Below are 20,477 nucleotides of genomic sequence, written 5' to 3' on the forward strand. Positions count from 1 at the left end.
GGAACGCGATGGATTTCGACATGGGGAAGCGCGCCGGCGACCTGCGCCGCGAGCTGCGCGAGCTGGTGGCCGAGCAGGTGCCGGAACACTTCTTGGGCGCCTTCACGCACGACCCCGCCGATCTCGAGACGGCGCAACGCTTCTGCCGCACCCTGGCCGAGCGGCACCTGCTGTGTCTGGCGTGGCCGCAGGAGTTCGGCGGCGGGGACGCATCGGTGTGGGAGCAGACCGTCGTGCGCGAAGAGATGTGGGCGGCCCACGAGCCGCGAGGCGCGCAGTACATGGGCGTCAACTGGGTCGGGCCGATCATCATGCGCCACGGCAGCGCCGAGCAGCAGCGCAGGCATCTGCCGCCGATCGCCGCGGGCGAGGTGATCTGGTGTCAGGGGTTCTCCGAGCCCGAGGCCGGCTCGGATCTGGCGTCGCTGCGCACCTTCGCCCGCCCGGACGGAGACGGCTGGCTGGTCAGTGGTCAGAAGATCTGGACGTCCTACGCGACGATGGCGCAGTGGTGTTTCCTGCTGGCCCGCACCTCCCGAATCGGGGAAGGCGCCACCACCAAGAAGCAACAGGGTCTGACGATCTTCCTCGTCCCGATGGACGATCCCGCGATCACGGTCCGCCCGATCGGCACCATGCTGGGGCCGCATCACCTCAACGAGGTGTTCTTCGACGACCTGCGGGTGACCGGGGCCGACGTACTCGGCACCGTCGATGCGGGCTGGTCGATCGTGCAGGACGTGATGTCGTTCGAACGGGTCGGCATCGCCCGCTACGCGCGCTGCGAACGGCTGCTGGCCGCCGCGCCCGCGGTGCTGGGTGAGCGGTGGGACGAGCTGTCGGACGAGCTGCGGGGACGGTGGATACGGATGCTCATGCACTGCCGCCGGGCCCGGCTGTTGGCCTATCGAGTGGTTGCGCTGCAGGACAGCGGCCGAGTCACCCCGGGTGACGCCGCCGCCTACCGCATCGCGGTGACGAAGCTGGACCAGGACAGCGCCGAGGTGTTGATGGACATCGCCGCCGAGGTCCGCCGCACCGACGCCCGGGCGGGGTGGTTCCTCGGCGAAGTCGAGGACCACTGGCGCTACTCGCAGGCGTCCACCGTGTCGTCGGGAAGCATCGAGATGCAGCGGATCCTGTTGTCCCGGGCGATGTTGGCGGGCCGGACATGATCCTCGACCTCAGCGATGACGCGCTCGAATACGGTCGGCAGGCTCGGCATGCCTTCGACGCCGCCGGCGGTGACGAGCTCGTCCTCCAGGCCGAGAAAGCTCCCAGCGCGCGGGAATCCCTGGTGGGCCCCGTGCTCGCCGGCCTGGGCGCGTGGGAACTCGATCCGCGTTCGGATACCGACGGAGTCGAGGCCGCCGCGGCACTGTGCCGCGCCGCCGGATACTGGGCCGTGCCGTACCCGCTGGCCGAACGCCTGGCCGCACCGACCGACCTCGACGCCGACGGTCTGATCGTCGTCGGCGGTGAACGCCCCGCCGCCGCGGTGGCCGGGCTCGATCTGCGGTGGGCGACGGTCGACGTGACCGGACATCGTGCCATGGTGAGCCGGCACGGTGACATCCAGCCGGGCTTCATCACCGAGCTGCAGCTGTCGTCAGTCGACGACGCGGGCCCCGGCGACGTAGGCCTCGCGCTGACGTTGCCGTGCTGGACGTTGCTCGGGATGCTCGACCGCGCGATCGAACTGACCGTCGCTCACGTCACGCTGCGCAAGCAGTTCGGCCAGCCGCTGGCGTCGTTCCAGGGGGTGCAGTTCCAGCTCACCGACGCCGAGGTGGAGCGCAGCGGCCTGGACATCCTGGCCAAGCACACGCTGTGGAGCGCCGCCGGGGGCCGTCCCGACGCCGTCGCGGACGCGCTGGCGCTTCGGCTGGCGGCGATCGAGGCCGCCGACGTCGTGTTCCGGGTGTGCCACCAGCTGCACGGCGCGGTCGGCTTCTGCGACGAGACCACGCTGTCCTGGCTTTCGCGGCACAGCCAACCGCTGCGGCGACTGCCGTTCGGGCTCTCGGCGACGCGTCAGGAGCTGACGAATGTCGCCGGCCGCCGAGGATTGGCGGGGTTGTTCGCATGAACACAGCCGAAGGTGAAGAAACGCCGAACAATCCGTCGGATTCACCGCAACAGGCCCGGTTCCGGCGCGAGGTCCGGCAATGGTGCCGCGACCACATCCCGCGTGACTGGCGCTCGACCCAATCCGGGGTCGGCGACGCAGAATTCGTCCGGTTTCAGAAGGCCTGGTTCACCGAACTCCACAGTGCCGGGTACGCGGTGCCGCACTGGCCGGCGGAGTGGGCCGGCGGGCCGGCCACGCGAGGAGCCGATCCGGTGATGTCGGTGGAGGACCAGGTGGTGCTCTACCAGGAATTGGCGGCCCACGACGCGCCGCGGCTGGTGCTGGCGTTCGTCGGCATCCACCACGCGGCGTCGACGCTGCTGGTGGCGGGCACCGAGGAGCAGCGTCGGCGGCATCTACCGGCGATCCTCGACGGGGAGATCTGGGTCCAGGGCTTCTCCGAGCCCGAAGCCGGCTCCGACCTCGCGTCGTTGCGCACCACCGCACGCCGAACCGGCGACAGCTTCGTCGTCAACGGCCAGAAGCTCTGGGCCAGCGGCGCTCGGCACGCCGACTGGTGCCTGTTGCTGGCCCGCACCGACCCCGACGCCCCCAAGCGGAAGGGGATCTCGTACTTCCTGATGGACATGTCGACGCCTGGCGTCGACGTGCGGCCCATCCGCAACGCGGTCGGCGACTCCCACTTCTGCGAGATCTTCCTCGACGACGTCGTGATCCCCGCCGACAACCTGATCGGCGCCGAGAACGCCGGCTGGCAGGTCGCGCAGGCGACACTGGGCGCCGAGCGGGGGATGACGATGCTGGAACTGGCCGAGCGTCTCGCCCATGCCGGGTTCCGTCGGCTGGTGAAGACCGCGCCCGTCGACGACCCGGTCGTCGCAGACCGGCTGGCGCAGTTCGAGATCGAGATCACGGGTCTGCGCGGGATGTGCCGGCGCGTCGTCGAAGGCGTCGCCGGTGGACCGGCTGACGCGTCGATCGTCAAGCTGTACTACAGCGAGCTGCTGCAGCGCCTCACCGATTTCGCCGCCGAGATCAGCGGTCCGCAGGCGCACACCGCGTTGACCAAGCCGATGTCCAGTGGCTGGGAATCGGGTTCCTGGGTGCTGGATTTCGTCGGATCGTGGGAGTGGACGATTCCGGGTGGGGCCAGTGAGATCCAGCGCAGCATCATCGCCGAACGCGGTCTGGGTTTGCCGCGGGAGCCGAGTGTGGCGTGATGGCAGACGACTTCACCGAATTCCATGACGAGCTGCGCGCCGTGGCCGGGGACCTGCTGGCCAAAGACCGCGAACCGGGGTGGCAGGAGCTGGTCGACGCCGGATGGGTCGGCATCGAGGTTCCCGAAGACCTCGGCGGCGCCGGGGCCTCCTTCGCCGAAACCGCGATACTGCTCGACCAGATCGGTCGCGCCGCCGGTGCCACGGGCTACCTGGGCAACGGGGTGCTGACGGTCGGTGCGTTGACAGCGGCGACAGGACCCGACAGCGAGGCTCTGCTCGGGCGGGTGGCCCGTGGCGAGCTCCGGATGGCGCTGGCCTTCGGCGAGTTCGCGCTGGACGGGAGCCGACTGTCCGGACACGCCGAGTTCGTCCCGGATGCCGTCGGCGCCGACCACCTGCTCGTCGTCACCGACACCGACACCGACACCGGTACCGGCCTGGCCGTCGTACCCAGCGGGGAGCTGACCGTCGCGGCGCAACCGGTCCTCGACGAGACGCGCCACCTGGCCACCGTCACCGCCGACGCCGCGCCGGTGGCCACCGTGCTGGGCTTCGCCAACGATCGGGGGGTCGCCGCGCTGCTGGACCGCGCCGCCGTCGCGATCGCCTGCGACAGCCTCGGCGTCGCCGAGCAGATGCTCATCGCCACAGTCGATTACGTGCGGGTGCGCCATCAGTTCGGCCGCCCGATCGGCTCGTTTCAGGCCGTCAAACACGCCTGTGCCGACATGCTCGTCGACATCGAGGTGTCCCGCCGGCTCGTCGCCGACGCGGTGGAGCTGGTGGCCGCCGGTGGGGACACCGAGATCGCGGCGGCCATGGCCAAGGCGCATGCCACGTCGACGGCCGTCGCCGTCGCCGGCAAGGCGCTGCAGCTGCACGGCGGCATCGGCTACACCTGGGAAAGCGGCATCCACGCCTACCTCAAACGCGCCGCTCTGAACCGTTCACTGTTCGGTTCCCCTGCCGCGCAACGCAAGAAGCTCGCTCAGCGCTACTCGACCCGATGAAAAGGAAATGACGATGGGTGTACCTGTCTACCAACGCATTCTCGACCTGTTCGAGGCCGAGGGTGTGAACACGTTGTTCGGCATTCCGGACCCGAACTTCGTGCACATGTTCTCCGAGGCGCACGCGCGTGGCTGGTCGGTGGTCGCGCCGCACCACGAGCTCAGTGCCGGGTTCATGGCCGAGGCGGCCTCCCGGATGACGGGCAGGCCTGGTCTGTGTATCGGGACGCTGGGGCCGGGGGTGGCCAACATCGCCGGGGCCATGATGTGCGCGTTGGTGGAGAACTCGCCGGTGATCTTCCTCGGCGGGCAGCGGGCCCGCGTCACCGAACGCCGGGTCCGCCGCGGCCGGATCCAGTTCGTGCAGCAGGAAGGCCTGTTCGCGCCGTCGGTCAAGTACAGCAGCTCCATCGAGTACGCCGACCAGACCGATGAGATCATCCACGAGGCGATTCGCCGGTCGATGTCCGGAACCCCCGGCCCGTCGTATGTGGAGTTCCCCTCGCACGTGATCCTCGAGGAACTCAGTGTCGGGGACGCACCCGAGCCCTCGGCCTACCGGCTGGTGAACCAGGGCGCGGGTGCCCGCGAGGTGGCCGAGGCGGTGGAGCTGATCCGCGCGGCCAAGAGCCCCGTGCTGCTGGTCGGCCACGGTGTGCACACCTCGCGCACCCAGCAACAGGTCAGGGAACTGGCCGAGTTGATGGCCTGCCCGGTCGTCCAGACCTCGGGCGGAACGTCGTTCATCCCCGGCCTGCAGGACCGCACCTTCCCCTATCTGTTCTCGCCGGCGGCCAACCAGGCGGTGGAGGAGTCCGATCTGTGTGTCGCGTTGGGTACCGAACTCGGTGAACCCATGCACTACGGGCGCACCCAGCATTGGGCAGACAACGACGCGAATCGCAGATGGGTGCTCGTCGAGCAGGACCCGACGGCCATCGGTGTCAACCGCCGGATCGACGTCCCGCTGGTGGGTGACCTGCGCGGCGTCGTCCCCCAGCTCGTCGAGGCCTTGAAAGACAGCCCGCGTTCTCCGTCCGACAGCCTCGACACGTTGATCAAGGCGAACGACGCGGAGCTCGCGCGGGTCGCCGACGAGGCGCCGAGCGGACGCACGCCGGTACACCCGGCGCGCTTCGTCGTGGAGGCCACCAAGGCGTTCGACGAGTTCGCCGAGGACGGCATCATGGTGCGCGACGGCGGCGCCACGGTGATCTTCCAGTGGACCTACTCGCAGACCAAGCCCCGCGACGTGATCTGGAATCAGAACTTCGGTCACCTCGGAACCGGCCTGCCCTACGCGGTCGGCGCCTCGGTGGCCGAGGGGCGCAGCAGGCCGGTCATGTTGCTCACCAGCGACTCGGCGTTCCTGTTCCATGTCGCGGAGCTGGAAACGGCGGTGCGGGAGAAGCTTCCGTTGGTGTGCGTGGTGGGGGTGGACCATCAGTGGGGACTGGAGGTGGGCGTGTACAAACGCACCTTCGAACAACCCTCACCGCAGCCCGGTGTGCACTGGAGCAAAGACGTCCGGATGGACAAGATCGGTGAGGGCTTCGGCTGCCACGGTGAATACGTCGAGAAAGAAGACGAGATCGGTCCCGCCATCCAGCGGGCCTACGCCAGCGGCAAGCCGGCCGTCGTGCACGTCTGCATCGACCCGAAGGCGAACTCCGAAGAGATGCCCAAATACGACCGCTTCCGGACCTGGTATGCAGAAGGCACCCAGTAACGGTTCCGACTGAGGGAGAGTGGAGTCATGCGCGAATACCTGAAGTTCTACATCGACGGCACCTGGGTCGATCCAGTGCGGCCCAACACCCTCGAGGTCGACAACCCCACCACCGAGCAGGTCTCCGGCGTCATCGCGATCGGATCGGCCGCCGACGTCGACGTCGCGGTGCAGGCGGCCCGCAGGGCGTTCGGCTCGTGGTCGCAGACCACCCGCGAGGAGCGCCTCGATGTGCTGCAGGCGATCCAGGCCGAGTACCAGAAACGGTCGGGCGACCTCGCAGACGCGGTGAGCGAGGAGATGGGCGCTCCGCCGTCGCTGGCGGCCGGACCTCAGGTGGCGATGGGAGCCGGTCACCTCATGACCGCCATCGACGTCCTGAAGAACTTCTCGTTCGAAGAGCAGCTCGGCAACACCCTCGTGGTCAAGGAGCCGATCGGCGTGTGTGGGCTGATCACGCCGTGGAACTGGCCGATCAACCAGATCGCGTGCAAGGTGTTCCCGGCGTTGGCGACCGGGTGCACGATGGTGCTCAAGCCGTCGGAGGTCGCCCCGTACTCGGCGCAGATCTTCACCGAGATCGTCGACGCCGCAGGCGTTCCCGCCGGGGTCTACAACCTGGTCTACGGCGACGGGCCGGGTGTGGGCGTGGCGCTGTCCAGCCACCCCGACGTCGACATGGTGTCGTTCACCGGATCAACTCGAGCCGGGGTGGAGGTCGCCCGCAACGCGGCGCCCACCGTCAAACGGGTCACGCAGGAGCTGGGCGGCAAGAGTCCCAACATCGTGCTCGACGACGACGCGTTCGCCGACAGCGTGACCGCCGGGGTCAGCACGATGATGCTCAACAGCGGACAGAGCTGCAACGCGCCCTCGCGGATGCTGGTGCCCAACTCGCGGATGGACGAGGCCAAGGAGATCGCCCGCACCGTCATCGAGGGTGTGAAGGTCGGTGACCCCTCCGACAAGAAGGCCATCGGTCCCGTGGCGTCGCAGGCGCAGTTCGAGAAGATCCAGGGGTTGCTGCAGAAGGGCATCGACGACGGCGCCACGGTCGTGGCCGGGGGCACCGGCCGGCCGGAGGGTCTGCAGACGGGCTACTACGTCAAACCGACGGTGTTCGCCGATGTCACCAACGACATGACGATCGCGCGCGAGGAGATCTTCGGGCCGGTGCTGTGCATCCTCGGCTACGACGATCTCGACCAGGCCCTCGAGATCGCCAACGACACCGAGTACGGCCTGGCCGGCTACGTCTCGGGCGCTGATCTGGACGCGGCCCGGGCGGTGGCTCGGCGCATCCGTGCCGGTTCGGTCGCGATCAACCACGGCTTCGACCTGAACGCCCCGTTCGGTGGCTACAAGCGCAGCGGTAACGGCCGCGAGTGGAGCAGCTTCGGGTTCGACGAGTACCTGGAGACCAAAGCCACGCTGGGTTACGCGCCGGCGTAGCCCACGATCGCGGCGGCCCCGGGGCGGAAATCCGCGACCGGGGGCACCGCGATGCCGCGACGGGTCGATGAGTTTTCCGGTCGGCGACGGTCAGCACGGGTGTCGTGATCCCTGACTTTCGAGGAGCTGTCATGCCCGTCCGCGAAACCGCCCCGCTCGGCGCACCCATCTGGATCGACCTCACCACCTCCGACCTCGACGCCGCGCAGGAGTTCTACGGCGCCGTTTTCGGCTGGACGTTCGAGTCCTACGGTCCCGGATACCACGGCTACCTCAACGCCCTGTGCGATGGCCGGCCGGTCGCCGGGATGATGGCCAACGATCCGCAGTGGGATATGCCGGACGGCTGGACCGTCTACCTGCACACCGCCGATATCCGGGCCACCCTCACGCAAGCCGCGGCGGCCGGCGCGGTGCTGTGCGCCGAGGGCGGCGCTGAGCCGATGGAGATCAAGGACAAGGGCTGGATGTCGGTGTTCGTCGATCCCGCCGGTGCGGTGGTCGGGCTGTGGCAACCCGGTGGGCACCGCGGCTTCGAGGTGGTCGGGGAAGCCGGTGCGCCCGCCTACCACCAGCTCACGACCCGTGACTACGGCGCGGCGCTGCAGTTCTATTGCGACGTGTTCGGGTGGCAGACCGAGACCGTCTCCGACACCGACGAATTCCGCTACAGCACCGCCCTGTTCGACGGTGAGGCGCTGCTGGGTGTGATGGATGGATCGGTGCTGCCCGAGCAGACCACATCGACGTGGTCGGTGTTCCTCGCCACCGACGACGTCGACAAGACCGTCGACCTGATCGTCGAGCGGGGTGGCAGCGTTGTGCGCGCCGCGGAGGACACCCCGTACGGGCGGTTGGCGGCCGTGGCCGATCCGACCGGCGCCGGGTTCAACCTGACATCGCTCGCCGACCGGTGACGCGACCTGCTCATGCCCGAGGCTGCTCGTCGACGGCTGAGGTCGCTCGTGGCTGCTCGAGGCTGCTGAGGTTGCCCGTTTGACGGATCAGGTCACCGGTTCGACGGCTGCGGTCGTTCGTTGACGGATGAGTAAGGCTTGACGTAGCGGGTAGCCCCTGCGCCAAGATAGGCAGGGGGTGAGATGGCGATGACGAGTGCGACACAACGGAAGCTGCCCGACGTCGTGGTCACCGGCGTCGCGATGACGACCGCGCTGGGCACCGACGTCGACACGACCTGGCAGGCGCTGCTGGACGGCCGAAGCGGGATCCGGCTGCTCGAGGACGAGTCCATCACGCGCTATGACCTGCCCGTTCGGATCGGCGGACATCTGTTGGAGACGTTCGACGACCAGTTGACCGAGCACGAGGTCGAACACCTGTCCTACGTGCAACGGATGGCCATGGTGCTGTCGCGAAGGGTGTGGCGCGACGCCGGCGAACCCGATGTCGACACCCGCCGGCTGGCGGTGTCGATCGGCACCGGTGCCGGCGGGGTCGAGCGCCTCGTGTTCGCCTACGACGACCTGCGCGCCGGCGGTGTCGAGGCGGTGGCGCCCGACACGGTGCCGATGTATGTGCCCAGCGGCGCCTCCACCGCGGTCGCGGTGGAACGGCACGCGGGCGCCGGGGTCTTCACGCCGGTGTCGGCGTGCGCGTCGGGATCGGAGGGCATCGCGGCGGCCTGGCGCCAGATCGTGCTCGGTGAGGCCGACGTCGCGATCTGCGGCGGAGTGGAGTCGCGAATCGAAGCAGTGTCGATCGCCGGATTCGCCAAGATGCGGATCGTGCTGTCGCGCAACAACGAGGATCCCGCAGGTGCCTGCCGGCCATTCGACCGGGACCGCGACGGTTTCGTGTTCGGTGAGGGCGGCGCCCTGCTGGTCATCGAAACCGAGGAGCACGCCCGTGCTCGCGGCGCCCGGATACTGGGGCGGCTGATGGGCGCCAGTGTCACCTCCGACGGGTTCCACATGGTGGCCCCCGATCCCAACGGCAGACGGGCCGGGTTCGCGATGACCCGGGCGATGCAGCTGGCGGGTCTGCAGCCCAGCGACATCGACCACGTCAACGCCCACGCCACGGGCACCACGGTCGGCGACGTGGCCGAGTCGGTGGCGATCAACAACGCGATGGGCGAGCACCGCCCGGCAGTGTTCGCGCCCAAGGCCGCTCTCGGGCATTCCGTAGGCGCGGTGGGCGCGGTGGAGGCGGTGCTGACGCTGCAGGCGCTGCGGCATGGGGTGGTGCCGGCGACACGCAACCTGAAGAACCTCGACCCCGACGTGCACCTGGACGTCGTCGCCGGTTCGCCGCGCCCGGGCAACTACCGCTATGCGCTGAGCAATTCGTTCGGCTTCGGTGGCCACAACGTGTGTTTGGCGTTCGGTCGCTACTAGTTGGCACGCTGCGCGACGGCGGGTAGAGGTGAAGGTGGGTAGATCCGAGATCGACGTCACGGCGGCCCACGCGAACCTCACACACGGCCGCCCAGCAGCGAGAACAACGCGAACGACGGATCATCCGGGCCGAGACTGCCTTTGGGAGAATCCCTGACCATCGGGTGACCGAGGTCCACCGACGACGGGTCGTGCACGTGGGCCCAATCGGTGACGATGGTCCGCTCGAGGAATCTCCAGGTGCCGTCGCGCTTCTGGTACTTGTCGAGGTACCGCCCACCGACGATGACCTCGGTCTCACCGTGTTTCGCGGCGAAAGTGTGGGTGGCGATGCTGTAGATCTCCCCCTCCGCGCGATCGCCGTCGATCGCGAAGTTCACGGTCGTGATGTGATGCTGCATCGACCGCAGATGCTTACGGGACGCGGCGAGCCTGCCCAGGAAGTCGTCGACCGAACCCGTCGAGAAAGCCCCGTGCCCGTCCACCGCGTCGGGGTGGTACATCCCGCGCAGCGCCTCGTTGTCGCCACGGTCCACGGCGCGGCAGTATCCGTGCACCAATTTGCGCAGCGCGTGCTCGTCGCGCATCTCCTGCAGGACCGGGTCTGGAGGCGTCGTCGGCATCGTGCCACGGTATCGGAACGTCCCCACCCCCATCATGACGCTCACCTGGAACGACGAGCCCGACGGCCAGGCCGTCGGACTCGCAATCCGTTCGGCCTCGGTGGCCACAACATGTGTTTGGCGCTCGATCGCTACCAGAGCGTGCCCGGCACGCTGCGCGCGACGGCGGGTAGAGGTGAAGATGGGGAGATGGCCAGTCCCAAGATCTATGTCAAGGCGTGCATCAACGGTGCCCGCACTCCGGACCAGCATCCGCACCTGCCCGTCACGCCCGAGCAGCTCGCCTCCGAAGCGGTGGCGGCACACCGGGCGGGGGCGCTGGCGGTGCACATACATCCCAAGAACGCCGACGGGGTGGACTCGCTGATGGCTGCTGAGGTGGATGCGGCGGTGTCCGCGGTGCGCCATGCCGCTCCGGGGCTGCCGCTGGGGGTGACGACCGGGTATTGGGCGTTGCCCGATGCCCAGCAGCGGCTGCGTGCCGTCGAGAGCTGGACCGTGCTGCCCGACTTCACGTCGTTGAACTGGCACGAGCCCGGGTCACCCGAGCTCGCCGAGGTCATCCTCGGCCGGGGTCTGGGTGTCGAGGTGGGCATCTTCCATGCCGAGGCCGCCGAGTCGTGGGCCGCGTCGGACATCGCCCCGCACTGCATGCGGGTGATGATCGAGCTGGGCCCCGACGGTGACGTGGCGACGGCGGACGAACTGATCTCACTGGTGGGCGCGGCGGGCTCACCGGCGCCGGTTCTGCTGCATGGCCTCGACGAAAGTTGTTGGCCACTGCTCGAACACGCGGGAGTGAGGGGAGTGCAGACCCGCATCGGCATGGAGGACACCCTGCGGCTGCCCGACGGATCCACCGCCGAGGACAACGCTGCGCTGGTGTCCGCCGCGGTCGAGCTGCTCAGTCGGTAGACGCGCCCAGGACGAAGTCGGCGAAATCGAACCCGGGCACGACGACGCAGCTGACCAGGCAGGGCTCGTCGCCGCGTGGCACGGCGCGCTGCCAATATCCGGGCGGCACGACGTACTGCGGGCTCTCACCGGCCATGATGTCGGCCCCCAGCACGTGCGTCGTCGCGTCGTGCTGCTCGGCGCCGACCTCGAGCAGTAGCGGACCCCCGGAGTGATACAGCCACAGCTCGGCGCTGCGAACGGTGTGCCAGGCGGACTGTTGGCCGGGCATGAGCAGGAACAGGATCGCGGTTCCGGCGTTGCGGGGACCGGTGTAGTCGGGCGGGAGCACCGATTGCGGAATCCTCAGATCGCTGCGCCAGGTCTCACGGAACCAGCCGCCCTCGGGGTGCGGGGAAAGGTCCAGCCGACGCGCCCATTCGGGGAGATCGCTCATCGGTTCACCCTAGTAGTCTTTGCCCATGGTTCGCGCGTATCCGGGTTGGCTGGTCGCGCTGTGTGCGCTGGTGGTCGCCGTCAGCGCATGGTTGCCGTGGCTGCGGTCGTCGGCCGCGGGCGGCGGACGCGCCAACGGCATCGGCGGTGTGGCCGGCGTCATGCCGGTGCCCCCGCCGGGCTTCGGCGTCGGTCAGCTGATCGTCCTGCTGGCGGCGGCGCTGGTCGTTGCCGGGGCGATGGCGGCTCGCGGGATCTCAGCACGAATGGCTTCCACTGGTGCGCTGACCATTTCGGTGGCGATCGTGGTCCTGGCCGTCTGGTACTACCGGCTCTACGTCTATCCGCCGGTGTCGGCCGCCTACGGACTCTACGTCGCCGGGTCGGTGGCCGTGGTTGCCGCGGTGCTGTCGGTGTGGACGATGCTGGCGGTCTGGCGGTCGACGCCCTCGTCCGTGCCCGGAGCCTCGTGACGATGCTGGTCGAGCCGGTGACGCTGATCGGGCAGCGCTGGGTGAGTCTGGAACCGCTTGGCCGTGAGCATCTTCCGGAGATCGACGCAGTGGCTGCCGATGGCGAGTTGGGCGGACTGTGGTTCACCGGCGCGCCCAAGGCCGGCTCGGCCGCGCACTGGGTCGATGCGCGGCTGACGGTGCAGAGTCCGGCGACCGGGCTGACGTTCGTGGTGCGCGACAAGGGCGGCACGTTGATCGGTTCGTCGAGTTACCTGAATGTCGACGGGCCGAACCGCCGCCTAGAGATCGGTCACACCTGGTACGTCTCGCCGGCGCGCCGAACCGGTGTCAACGCCGAGACCAAGCTGTTGATGCTGGGACATGCGTTCGACGAATTGCGTTGTGTCGCGGTCGAATTCCGGACCCATTTCTTCAACGCGGCCAGCCGTGCCGCCATCGAGCGGTTGGGCGCCAAACTGGACGGCGTGCTGCGCAGCCACCAGCTGCTGCCCGACGGATCGCGCCGCGACACGATGGTCTATTCGATCCTGGACATCGAATGGCCGGCCGTGCGGTCCAACCTGCTCTTCCGGCTGGACCGCAACGGCTGACCGGGCCGGTTACTCGGATTCGACGGTCGTCGGTTGGATGGACTTCTGATTGCCGGAATGGCTGACCTCGACCTTGCGCGGTTTGGCCTTCTCGGCCACCGGAATCGTCACCGTGAGCACGCCGTTCTCGTAGGTCGCCGATATCGCCGCGGAGTCGACGCCGTCACCCAGGGAGAGTTGGCGCCGGTAGGTGCCGAAGAACCTCTCGTTGGCCAGCCACTGCGCGGATTCGTCAGACCTGGCGGTGCGGTGCGCGGAGATCGTCAACGTGCCGTTGTCGACATTGACGTCCACCGAGCCGGGGTCGACACCGGGCAGGTCGGCGGTCAGGACGTAGTGGTCGTCGATCTTGCAGAGGTCCATGGGCATGAACCGGGGGGAGCGATTCGATCCGGTCTGGCTGGTCAGCAAGCCCCGGGTCAGAGCGTCAAGGTCACTGAACGGATCAAAGCGAAGCACAGCAATCCACCTCCTATGTCACGTCAGAGCCCGCCACCCCGGCGGGCAGCCAAATCACTGTGCACCTGCGAGATTAGCACTCGCACCCCGAGAGTGCCAGCGGTTGAAGCCGGTAGTTTTCGATGCTTGTCACCCGGCCACGGGGATGATGTGCTGACCGCGCAGACGTTCGCCGCACCGGTCGCATTCCAGCACCGGAACGAATCTCCGGCCACAACTGTTGTGGGTCAGCACGACCGCGGGGCCCTGCGCATCGCCGAAGACGTTCTGCGCCCAGTGCAGCGCGCACACCAACACCGGGAAGAACGCTCGGCCCTTTTCTGTCAGGGCGTAACCGTCGTCGTGGCGGGCCAGAATTTCTTCTGCGGTGAACGTCGACAACCGCGCTGCGATGGTGCCCGGCGGCGTGCCGAGCTGCTGCTGGAAGTCGGTGAACCGGCTGACACCGACGAAGGCCGCCACCAGCAGAGCGAAGGCCCACCGGTCGCCGATCACGCTCATGGTCTGCGGGAAGAGCACGCCCGCGCTCGACCGCCGATGTGGTGACCGGCGGCGGTTGGCCGACGCGGGGATCGACCGCTGCCACGATCCGGTCGGCCCCCACCGAGCGCTGACCTCGCCGTGGACGACGGCCTCACCGCAGGCCCGGCAGGCCACTCGCGGTGCGAAGCTGCTCCGGCACAGACTGTGCCGCATGGACGGTAGCGGCTGGGCGTGGTCGGGAACCCAGGCACGCTCCCACGCCCAGACCGAGGTGAGCATCGGCCACAGCGCGCGGCTGCGAGCCGTGGTCAGGTACTCCGAGCGCGACGGGCGGGTCTGATACTCACGTCGGATCAGCAGATCGTCGCCGACCATCGACTTCAGCCGTGAGGTCAGCACCGCACTCGAGATCGGCAAGGCCCCGGCGAACTCGGCGTAGCGGCGGCCGCCGAGCAGGGCCTGTTGGATGATCAACAGCGTCCACTCGTCGCCGAGGACGCCCAGCATCTTCGCGACCGCATTGGGCTGGTCGGGCAATCAGAGTCCGATCGCGGCAGCCGCGGTGTCGGTGTCGCGCCACCGTCGCAGCTCGGCGCCGGCCACCCACGTCGAGTGGGTGCCGCTCGAGATACGTTCGGGCAGCGCGATCGTGCACACCGGCCCGTCACCCACCCGGGCGGCGTCGAAGACCAGGCAGAACGATGCGTCCGCGGTCATGTCGGTCGTCAGGGTCACCAGGTATCCGTCGTCCTCGGCATTGCCGCCGGGGCGGGGCGCCATCGCCGTCTCACTGCCGTAGACGCCGTCACCGAAGGTGAACGCCTCCTCCGCTCCGGTCTGCAGGTCGTGGCGGACCAGGCCGTCGAACAGGAACCACCCGGGTATCGCGGTGGCGGCGTAGGCGTAGCGGTAGGGGCGGCCGGCGTGGACGGGGTTGATCATCCCGAATTCGGAGATCGTGTCGGTCAGCTGTTCTTCGCGTACCGCACCGGTTCTGAGGTTGAAGCGCCAGCGATGCAGCCGCGCCTGCATGCGGTCGAGCGCCAGGAAACGAAAGGCGCGCTGCCACTTGGTTCCTGCGCCGTCGTCGGCAGGCTCCGGATCACCCTGGTAGAAGCCGTCGAGCACGATCTCGTCGCCGTCTTCGAACGCGTTGGGGAAGTGCAGGACGTACGTGGGGTCGGCCTCGAACCAGCGGATCTGGGAGGTGTCACCGCGCCGGGGAAGCACCGCGAACCGGGAGGGGATGTCGCGATGGAAACGGGGGAGGTGCATGTTGTGCTCGAGCAACGCGGGATCCCAGAACAGCGGGAAGTCGTTGAAGATCACGTAATTGTCGGTGAAGGCCATGTCGTGGGGCAACCGCGGCCCGGGCAGCGGAACATCGGTGCGGTGCACGACGTCACCGTCACCGCTGACCACCCCGTACCGCAGATAGGGCGCCTGCTTGCTGTAGCTGAAGTACAGCAACTCGCCGGTGCGCTCATCGACTTTGGGATGCGCCGAAACCCCCCAGTCCGAGGGAAACCCACCCTGCCAGGCCTCCTTGCCGAGCGCGGCGCCGGTGCAGGGATCGGTGCGGTACAGGTCGCCGCACTGATAGTGGCTTGTCAGCGCCACCCCGCGGTGCACCACCACGTCGGTGGACGACGCATCCTTCATCAATGTCCTTGCACCCCAGCCGTAGTCGACACGGGCCAGTTCGACGGGTTCGGCGATACCCGGCCACAGGGGCCCGCCGGCCCGGTTCTCCGCGTCGAAGCCGTCGGTGCGCACGAACCTGTTGCGGTAGAAAGCCTTCCCGTCCCGAAAGCCCACGATGTGCAGCATGCCGTCGCCGTCGAACGGGTGGTAGTTCTTCAGCGCCGGGTGCAGCGGGTTCTCGGTGTTGCGTAGATACACGCCGTCGAGGTCGGCCGGCAGCTGTCCGGCGATCACGGTGAGGTCGTCGGAATCCCACTCGCACGTCTGAGGCCGCCACGGACCGGTCCGGTAGGGATGGTCGTCGTCCTCGGGCAGCGTGGACAGGAACTTGCCGACGATCTCGGCGTGGGTCACGGCGCACTCCTGACGACGAAGCTGACGGTGGTGGAGGTGCTGCCGCCGAAGTTCAGGGTCGCGAACGTCGCAGCACCGTCGACCTGGTAGTCGCCGGCGGTACCGCTGACCTGTCGCGTGGCGTCGAGCAGCATCCGGATTCCCGATGCGCCGACGGGATGCCCGCCGCCGATCAGACCGCCACTGGGGTTGATCGGGAGCCGCCCGCCACGCTCGATCTCGCCGTTCTCGATGGCCTTCCACGACTCACCGGGACCGGTCAACCCGATGTGGTCGAGCGCCATGTACTCGCTGGGAGTGAAGCAGTCGTGTACCTCGAAGCCGTCGACGTCGTCGAGGGTGACGTGGGCACGGTCGAACGCGTCGAGCACCGTGGCCCGCACGTGGGGGAGGACGTAGGGGTCCTCGCGCGAGCGGTCCAGCTTCTGCTGCAGGCCGAGACCGACGGTGCGGTGGCCCCACCCGGCGATCCTGGCCAGCGGACGGGCGCTGGGGTGGGTCCGCAGCCAGTCGTCGGTGACCAGCACGACACCGGCGCCGCCGTCGGTGATCTGGCTGCAGTCGAAGCGTCGCAGCCGCCCCTCGACCACGGGGTTGATCACGTCGTCATCGGTGAGGGGGGCGGGAACCGACCAGTCCCGGGTCTGGGCGCGGGGGTTGGCGCGTGCGTTGGCCAGGTTCAGCGACGCGATCGACCGCAGGTGCGCCTCGTCGAGTCCGTAGCGGCGGTCGTACTCGGCGGCCACCCGATCGAACATGTGCGGCCACATGTACTTGGCGTCGTCGCCTTCGTGACCGGTCCATGCCGCCGCGCCCAAGATCGTCGTCGCCACGTCACCGGGGACGGTCTTCTCCAGTTCGATCCCGACGACCAGAGCGGTCCGGCAGGCGCCCGAGCGCAACTCGCTCAGTGCCGCCAGGGTCGCGACGCTGCCTGAGGCGCAGGCCGCCTCGTGGCGCGACGCCGCCGTGCCCCACAGCCCGTCGTCGACGCTGGCGGGCATGGCGCCGAGATGGCCCTGACCGGCGAACATCTCCCCGAAGGCGTTGGCGACGTGCACGGTTTCGACGTCCTGCGCGTCCATGGCGGCGGACTCGAGTGTGCCGTGCACGATCTCGTCCGTCAGATCGGAGAAGTCGCACCCCTCACGGTGGAGGTTGCGCGCGAAATCGCTCTGATACCCGCCGAGCACCCAGACATCCGGCCACGCCACAGCCGAACAGTACTACAACTAACAGAGTGACTAAAAGGAGGCGGCTCCGTCGGCTGCGTGTCTGAACCGACGGAACCTGAGCAGAAGCAACGGTCGACCGCCCCCTCTGCCTCGACCGTGCATTGCCCGCGGCGGCCTCCGGCAAACCCGACTCCGTGTACCTTGCTCACCGGAGGGAATGTTTTTCATGACTGATGCCAACCAGCACGAGCTGGCTCAGCGGATGGCCGAGTTGGCCCGAACCGTCGCCGGGCCGCGCAGCGTCGATGAGGTGCTGACCGAAGTCAGCGCCGAGGCCAAGGACCTGATCGCCGGGGTCGACGCCGCGGGAGTCCTGTTGATCGGCAAAGGCGGTCGTTTCCGATCGGTCGGGGTCACCTCGGAGCTGCCGCAGCGGCTCGACGAACTGCAGATGAGATACAGCGAAGGCCCTTGCGTGGAGGCCGCGGTCGACGAGCTGATCGTGCGCAGCGACGACCTGCGCACCGAGCGACGCTGGCCGATGTACTCGGCGGCGGCCGCGGCGCTGGGAGTGCGCAGCGCGTTGTCGTTCAAGCTGTACACCAGCTCGCAGACGGCGGGCGCCCTGAACCTGTTCGCGCTCGAGCCCGGCGCGTTCGACGCCGAGGCCGAGACGATCGGTGCGGTTCTCGCCGCCCATGCCGCCGCGGCGATCATCGCCAGTAGGCAGAGCGAACAGCTGGAGTCGGCGCTGTCGACGCGGGACCGGATCGGTCAGGCCAAGGGCATCATCATGGAGCGCTACAACATCGACGACGTCGCAGCGTTCGACATGCTGCGCCGACTCTCCCAGGACGGCAACACCAAGCTGACCGAGATCGCCGAGCAGGTCATCCGGACCCGGGGCACGTAACCGCCTCCACCACAACTGAGCCGAAGCCGGTAGATCCAGCGCACACTTCATGAGGAGTCGGCGTTGAGAGGAGGCTGACATCGGTGCAGTGACAACCGCGGCCTCGCTGGTCGTGTTCCCGGTGCTGGCGGGCGCCTTCGGGGTGTGGCGCCCACCCCGGCCGAGGCAGTTCTTCGTTGGTTTTCTGGCGCTGTTCGTTCTGGAGTCTCTGCGGTGAGCGGTCCGCTCTCCGGGTGGACGATCACCGGTGACGGTGTGCGGCTGCACCACCTGGAGGCCGGTTCCGGCCCAGCCGTGGTTCTACTGCCCGGGTGGTCGCTGACCGCGCAGATGTTCTCGGCTCAGCTGGCCGAGCTGTCGCTGTCGCGGCGGGTGGTGGCGATCGATCATCGCGGCCACGGCCGATCGTCCACCCCGCCGGCCGGCTATCACCTGCATCGCCTCGCAGCCGATCTCGCTGCGGTGCTGAGCACGCACAACCTCGACGACGTTCGGCTGGTGGGACACTCCATGGGTGCCGCGGTGATCTGGTCCTACCTGGAACTGTTCGGGACCCATCGACTGCGCTCTGTGGTGTTCGTCGACCAGATGCCCTGCGCGCTGCGCAATCCCGCGTGGAACGATGCACAGGCAGCCGAGGCCGGCGCCACGATGGACGCTGCCGCGCTGTTCGCCTTCACCGACCTCCTTCGGGGTGAGGGGCCCGACCCGCGCAGCGGCTTCCTCGCCGAGACGACATCGCCCGGGGTGTCAGCCCAGCGGCTGGCCTGGCTGTCCGATCAGGTCGCGATGTTCGAGCGGCGGTACGCCGCCGACCTCATCTTCGATGTCGCGACGCACGACTGGCGCGCGCTCATTCCGCGGATAGACCTGGCGACATTGGTCGTCGCCGGTGACTCGGTCAACGTGCCGATCGCCTCGCAACAGTGGATCCGAGACCGGATCACGGGCTCGCGTTTCGCGCGGGTCGAGGGCCTCAGCGGAGGCACGCATTTTCCGCACTGGGAAAACCCCGCCGCGTTCAACGCGGCGCTGACGGCGTTCTGGAACTCGGCTGACTAACTGGCCTGCAGGTGTCGGTGAGGCTCGGGATGTTCGGCCAGCCACTGGCGCTCGACCCGCTTGACGCGCCGGTGTTCCAGTGTGATCGCGATGGCGCCGGCGGTGACCAGTGCGCCGGCGATCAGACCGAGCACGATGGACACGTCGCGTTCGCCGTATGCGGTGGCGGCGACGGTGCCGGCGATCAGCACGGTGCCGATCCCGATGAGGATCAGTCCGGGAAGCCAGAGCGTGTCGATGAAGGACTCACCGGCGTGCGGTTGCGTGGTGCGGGCGTGGTCCACCGGGTCGCGATGCGCGCCTTTCATGGCATCTCCTTTCTTCTGAAGAGATGCCTTCAGCGTACGCTCGCTGTGAGCTGGATCACATGATCATGACGTCTTGGTCATCATCCACGAGATCATCCGATCGGCCAGCTCGGGTCCGCAGTCCTCCTGCACGAAGTGGGAGCCGTGCAGCCGCGCGTGGGGCTGACCGGCAGCACCGGGAATGTGCCGGATGAGCGGCGCATCGGCGCGACCGAGGATCGGGTCCTTGCTGCCGAACAGCGCCAGGAACGGCTTGTCCCAACGACCGAGCGCCTCCCACGCGGCCCGGTTGGCCGGGATGGCCGGATTGTCCGGTGAGGTCGGCACCAGCTGCGGGAACGCGCGCGCGCCGGCCTGGTAGCGCTTGTCGGGGAACGGTGCGTCGTAGGCGGCGCGCACGGGTGCGGGCACCTTGCTGGTGGTCCCGACCGCGACCAACCGCCCCGCCGGGAGAATGGGGGAGTACTTGGCGAAGGCGCGCCAGACCTGGAACGCCGGCGGGGTGGGGCGGTCGGCGATGGGCAGGAAACCGTTGCCGACGACGAGGCGGGAGAACCGCTGGCCCTGCTCGCCGGCGATGCGCAGGCCGATCAGAGAGCCCCAGTCCTGGACGAACGCGGTGATTCCCGTCAGATCCAGCGTCTCGATCCACGACGTCACCCACTGCACGTGCCGCAGATAGGTGTAGTCCTCGAAGCGGGTCGGTTTGTCGGAGCGGCCGAACCCGATCAGATCGGGTGCCAACACCCGGTAGCCGGCGGCGACCAGCGGCGGGATCATCGTCCGGTACAGGTAACTCCACGTCGGTTCGCCGTGCAGCAGCACGACCGGCTCACCGTCGCGCGGTCCTTCGTCGACGTAGTGCATCCGCACCGGCGTCGTGTCGGCTGCCGAGACGTCGACGTAGTGCGGCGCGAACGGGTAGCCGGGCAGGTTCGCGAACCGGGATTCTGGGGTGCGCAGGATGTCCATGATCACTCGACGGTAGTCCGAGGTGACGGCTGAGCATTCTGGTATCGCCACGACAAGGGGTGACCGGGCCGGGCGTACAGTTCGGTCATTCGGGCTTCAGTAGGGCAGGCCAATGAATGAGTCAGATGATGCTCTGGTGTCTCAC

General features: G+C 68.3%; 22 protein-coding genes. 14 read left to right on the forward strand and 8 right to left on the reverse strand.

Annotation, left to right across the window (positions count from 1 at the left end; all coding sequences use genetic code 11):
- Nucleotides 1-8 precede the first annotated feature (8 nt).
- The 8 genes from ACEWX3_RS05630 to ACEWX3_RS05665 all read left to right on the forward strand — a co-directional run bounded on the left by ACEWX3_RS05630 (nucleotide 9) and on the right by ACEWX3_RS05665 (nucleotide 9,863).
- Nucleotides 9-1,175, forward strand: a complete 1,167-nt coding sequence (locus ACEWX3_RS05630; RefSeq protein WP_374158904.1) for an acyl-CoA dehydrogenase family protein — start codon at nucleotides 9-11, stop codon at nucleotides 1,173-1,175.
- Nucleotides 1,172-2,089 carry an acyl-CoA dehydrogenase family protein gene (locus ACEWX3_RS05635; protein WP_374158905.1) on the forward strand — a complete coding sequence of 306 codons (918 nt, stop codon included), beginning with the start codon at nucleotides 1,172-1,174 and terminating at the stop codon, nucleotides 2,087-2,089. Before ACEWX3_RS05630 ends, ACEWX3_RS05635 begins: the two co-directional genes overlap by 4 nt.
- Nucleotides 2,086-3,312: an acyl-CoA dehydrogenase family protein gene (locus ACEWX3_RS05640; RefSeq protein ID WP_374158906.1), complete on the forward strand. Its 1,227-nt coding sequence runs from the start codon at nucleotides 2,086-2,088 to the stop codon at nucleotides 3,310-3,312. The genes ACEWX3_RS05635 and ACEWX3_RS05640 overlap by 4 nt, the downstream gene beginning before the upstream one ends.
- Nucleotides 3,312-4,325 carry an acyl-CoA dehydrogenase family protein gene (locus ACEWX3_RS05645; RefSeq protein ID WP_374158907.1) on the forward strand — a complete coding sequence of 338 codons (1,014 nt, stop codon included), beginning with the start codon at nucleotides 3,312-3,314 and terminating at the stop codon, nucleotides 4,323-4,325. Before ACEWX3_RS05640 ends, ACEWX3_RS05645 begins: the two co-directional genes overlap by 1 nt.
- 13 nt (nucleotides 4,326-4,338) lie before the next feature.
- Nucleotides 4,339-6,054, forward strand: coding sequence for a thiamine pyrophosphate-binding protein (locus ACEWX3_RS05650; RefSeq protein ID WP_374158908.1), 1,716 nt, complete (start codon nucleotides 4,339-4,341; stop codon nucleotides 6,052-6,054).
- 27 nt (nucleotides 6,055-6,081) lie between these two features.
- Nucleotides 6,082-7,506: an aldehyde dehydrogenase family protein gene (locus ACEWX3_RS05655; RefSeq protein WP_374158909.1), complete on the forward strand. Its 1,425-nt coding sequence runs from the start codon at nucleotides 6,082-6,084 to the stop codon at nucleotides 7,504-7,506.
- A gap of 131 nt (nucleotides 7,507-7,637) precedes the next feature.
- A complete protein-coding gene (locus ACEWX3_RS05660) occupies nucleotides 7,638-8,423 on the forward strand; it encodes a VOC family protein (protein ID WP_207065724.1) in 786 nt (261 codons plus the stop codon).
- Between the two features lie 183 nt (nucleotides 8,424-8,606).
- Nucleotides 8,607-9,863 (forward strand): beta-ketoacyl-ACP synthase, encoded by a 1,257-nt coding sequence (locus ACEWX3_RS05665; protein WP_373889036.1) that lies wholly within the window; start codon nucleotides 8,607-8,609, stop codon nucleotides 9,861-9,863.
- A gap of 77 nt (nucleotides 9,864-9,940) precedes the next feature.
- On the opposite strand, the gene ACEWX3_RS05670 is transcribed toward ACEWX3_RS05665, so the two are convergent.
- On the reverse strand, nucleotides 9,941-10,486 hold the full coding sequence (locus ACEWX3_RS05670) for a nuclear transport factor 2 family protein (protein ID WP_374158910.1): 546 nt from the start codon (nucleotides 10,484-10,486) through the stop codon (nucleotides 9,941-9,943).
- Between the two features lie 189 nt (nucleotides 10,487-10,675).
- On the opposite strand from ACEWX3_RS05670, the gene ACEWX3_RS05675 reads away from it, so the two are divergent.
- Nucleotides 10,676-11,401 (forward strand): 3-keto-5-aminohexanoate cleavage protein, encoded by a 726-nt coding sequence (locus ACEWX3_RS05675; protein ID WP_374158911.1) that lies wholly within the window; start codon nucleotides 10,676-10,678, stop codon nucleotides 11,399-11,401.
- On the opposite strand, the gene ACEWX3_RS05680 is transcribed toward ACEWX3_RS05675, so the two are convergent.
- Nucleotides 11,391-11,837, reverse strand: coding sequence for a cupin domain-containing protein (locus ACEWX3_RS05680; RefSeq protein ID WP_207065720.1), 447 nt, complete (start codon nucleotides 11,835-11,837; stop codon nucleotides 11,391-11,393). The two genes, ACEWX3_RS05675 and ACEWX3_RS05680, sit on opposite strands and share 11 nt — an antisense overlap.
- Before the next feature lie 25 nt (nucleotides 11,838-11,862).
- Between ACEWX3_RS05680 and ACEWX3_RS05685 the strand changes: the two genes are divergently transcribed.
- A complete protein-coding gene (locus ACEWX3_RS05685; RefSeq protein ID WP_374158912.1) occupies nucleotides 11,863-12,309 on the forward strand; it encodes a hypothetical protein in 447 nt (148 codons plus the stop codon).
- On the forward strand, nucleotides 12,306-12,902 hold the full coding sequence (locus tag ACEWX3_RS05690) for a GNAT family N-acetyltransferase (RefSeq protein ID WP_374159796.1): 597 nt from the start codon (nucleotides 12,306-12,308) through the stop codon (nucleotides 12,900-12,902). Before ACEWX3_RS05685 ends, ACEWX3_RS05690 begins: the two co-directional genes overlap by 4 nt.
- A 9-nt stretch (nucleotides 12,903-12,911) precedes the next feature.
- On the opposite strand, the gene ACEWX3_RS05695 is transcribed toward ACEWX3_RS05690, so the two are convergent.
- The 4 genes from ACEWX3_RS05695 to ACEWX3_RS05710 all read right to left on the reverse strand — a co-directional run bounded on the left by ACEWX3_RS05695 (nucleotide 12,912) and on the right by ACEWX3_RS05710 (nucleotide 17,116).
- Complete coding sequence (locus ACEWX3_RS05695) at nucleotides 12,912-13,361, reverse strand: Hsp20/alpha crystallin family protein (protein WP_152518584.1); 450 nt, start codon at nucleotides 13,359-13,361, stop codon at nucleotides 12,912-12,914.
- A 129-nt stretch (nucleotides 13,362-13,490) separates the two neighbouring features.
- A complete protein-coding gene (locus ACEWX3_RS05700) occupies nucleotides 13,491-14,351 on the reverse strand; it encodes a winged helix-turn-helix transcriptional regulator (RefSeq protein WP_374159797.1) in 861 nt (286 codons plus the stop codon).
- 30 nt (nucleotides 14,352-14,381) lie between these two features.
- Nucleotides 14,382-15,902, reverse strand: a complete 1,521-nt coding sequence (locus ACEWX3_RS05705; RefSeq protein WP_374158913.1) for a carotenoid oxygenase family protein — start codon at nucleotides 15,900-15,902, stop codon at nucleotides 14,382-14,384.
- The gene (locus ACEWX3_RS05710) at nucleotides 15,899-17,116 is read right to left on the reverse strand and encodes an acetyl-CoA acetyltransferase (protein WP_374158914.1); all 1,218 of its coding nucleotides are present in this window, start codon (nucleotides 17,114-17,116) and stop codon (nucleotides 15,899-15,901) included. Before ACEWX3_RS05710 ends, ACEWX3_RS05705 begins: the two co-directional genes overlap by 4 nt.
- A gap of 187 nt (nucleotides 17,117-17,303) precedes the next feature.
- On the opposite strand from ACEWX3_RS05710, the gene ACEWX3_RS05715 reads away from it, so the two are divergent.
- From ACEWX3_RS05715 to ACEWX3_RS05725, 3 genes are all read left to right on the forward strand, one after another.
- On the forward strand, nucleotides 17,304-17,990 hold the full coding sequence (locus tag ACEWX3_RS05715) for a GAF and ANTAR domain-containing protein (RefSeq protein WP_207065716.1): 687 nt from the start codon (nucleotides 17,304-17,306) through the stop codon (nucleotides 17,988-17,990).
- An 88-nt stretch (nucleotides 17,991-18,078) separates the two neighbouring features.
- Nucleotides 18,079-18,207 carry a hypothetical protein gene (locus tag ACEWX3_RS05720; RefSeq protein ID WP_374158915.1) on the forward strand — a complete coding sequence of 43 codons (129 nt, stop codon included), beginning with the start codon at nucleotides 18,079-18,081 and terminating at the stop codon, nucleotides 18,205-18,207.
- Complete coding sequence (locus ACEWX3_RS05725) at nucleotides 18,204-19,052, forward strand: alpha/beta fold hydrolase (protein WP_374158916.1); 849 nt, start codon at nucleotides 18,204-18,206, stop codon at nucleotides 19,050-19,052. Before ACEWX3_RS05720 ends, ACEWX3_RS05725 begins: the two co-directional genes overlap by 4 nt.
- Here the strand turns inward: ACEWX3_RS05725 and usfY are convergent.
- A complete protein-coding gene (gene usfY / locus ACEWX3_RS05730) occupies nucleotides 19,049-19,360 on the reverse strand; it encodes a protein UsfY (protein WP_207065714.1) in 312 nt (103 codons plus the stop codon). The two genes, ACEWX3_RS05725 and usfY, sit on opposite strands and share 4 nt — an antisense overlap.
- A gap of 63 nt (nucleotides 19,361-19,423) precedes the next feature.
- The gene (locus tag ACEWX3_RS05735; protein WP_374158917.1) at nucleotides 19,424-20,332 is read right to left on the reverse strand and encodes a haloalkane dehalogenase; all 909 of its coding nucleotides are present in this window, start codon (nucleotides 20,330-20,332) and stop codon (nucleotides 19,424-19,426) included.
- Nucleotides 20,333-20,477 lie beyond the last annotated feature (145 nt).

It is taken from the genome of Mycobacterium sp. G7A2 (assembly GCF_041902445.1).
In the GTDB taxonomy this organism is placed as follows: Bacteria; Actinomycetota; Actinomycetes; order Mycobacteriales; family Mycobacteriaceae; genus Mycobacterium.

What these genes read in the sequence shown, in the direction of transcription:
- ACEWX3_RS05680 (WP_207065720.1), bottom strand. Translation starts at nt 11,837, where the DNA reads ATGAGCGATCTCCCCGAATGGGCGCGTCGGCTGGACCTTTCCCCGCAC.
- ACEWX3_RS05670 (WP_374158910.1), bottom strand. Translation starts at nt 10,486, where the DNA reads ATGCCGACGACGCCTCCAGACCCGGTCCTGCAGGAGATGCGCGACGAG.
- ACEWX3_RS05630 (WP_374158904.1), top strand. Translation starts at nt 9, where the DNA reads ATGGATTTCGACATGGGGAAGCGCGCCGGCGACCTGCGCCGCGAGCTG.
- ACEWX3_RS05660 (WP_207065724.1), top strand. Translation starts at nt 7,638, where the DNA reads ATGCCCGTCCGCGAAACCGCCCCGCTCGGCGCACCCATCTGGATCGAC.
- ACEWX3_RS05635 (WP_374158905.1), top strand. Translation starts at nt 1,172, where the DNA reads ATGATCCTCGACCTCAGCGATGACGCGCTCGAATACGGTCGGCAGGCT.
- ACEWX3_RS05650 (WP_374158908.1), top strand. Translation starts at nt 4,339, where the DNA reads ATGGGTGTACCTGTCTACCAACGCATTCTCGACCTGTTCGAGGCCGAG.
- ACEWX3_RS05645 (WP_374158907.1), top strand. Translation starts at nt 3,312, where the DNA reads ATGGCAGACGACTTCACCGAATTCCATGACGAGCTGCGCGCCGTGGCC.
- ACEWX3_RS05735 (WP_374158917.1), bottom strand. Translation starts at nt 20,332, where the DNA reads ATGGACATCCTGCGCACCCCAGAATCCCGGTTCGCGAACCTGCCCGGC.
- ACEWX3_RS05675 (WP_374158911.1), top strand. Translation starts at nt 10,676, where the DNA reads ATGGCCAGTCCCAAGATCTATGTCAAGGCGTGCATCAACGGTGCCCGC.
- ACEWX3_RS05665 (WP_373889036.1), top strand. Translation starts at nt 8,607, where the DNA reads ATGGCGATGACGAGTGCGACACAACGGAAGCTGCCCGACGTCGTGGTC.
- usfY (WP_207065714.1), bottom strand. Translation starts at nt 19,360, where the DNA reads ATGAAAGGCGCGCATCGCGACCCGGTGGACCACGCCCGCACCACGCAA.
- ACEWX3_RS05715 (WP_207065716.1), top strand. Translation starts at nt 17,304, where the DNA reads ATGACTGATGCCAACCAGCACGAGCTGGCTCAGCGGATGGCCGAGTTG.
- ACEWX3_RS05700 (WP_374159797.1), bottom strand. Translation starts at nt 14,351, where the DNA reads ATGCTGGGCGTCCTCGGCGACGAGTGGACGCTGTTGATCATCCAACAG.
- ACEWX3_RS05655 (WP_374158909.1), top strand. Translation starts at nt 6,082, where the DNA reads ATGCGCGAATACCTGAAGTTCTACATCGACGGCACCTGGGTCGATCCA.
- ACEWX3_RS05640 (WP_374158906.1), top strand. Translation starts at nt 2,086, where the DNA reads ATGAACACAGCCGAAGGTGAAGAAACGCCGAACAATCCGTCGGATTCA.
- ACEWX3_RS05685 (WP_374158912.1), top strand. Translation starts at nt 11,863, where the DNA reads ATGGTTCGCGCGTATCCGGGTTGGCTGGTCGCGCTGTGTGCGCTGGTG.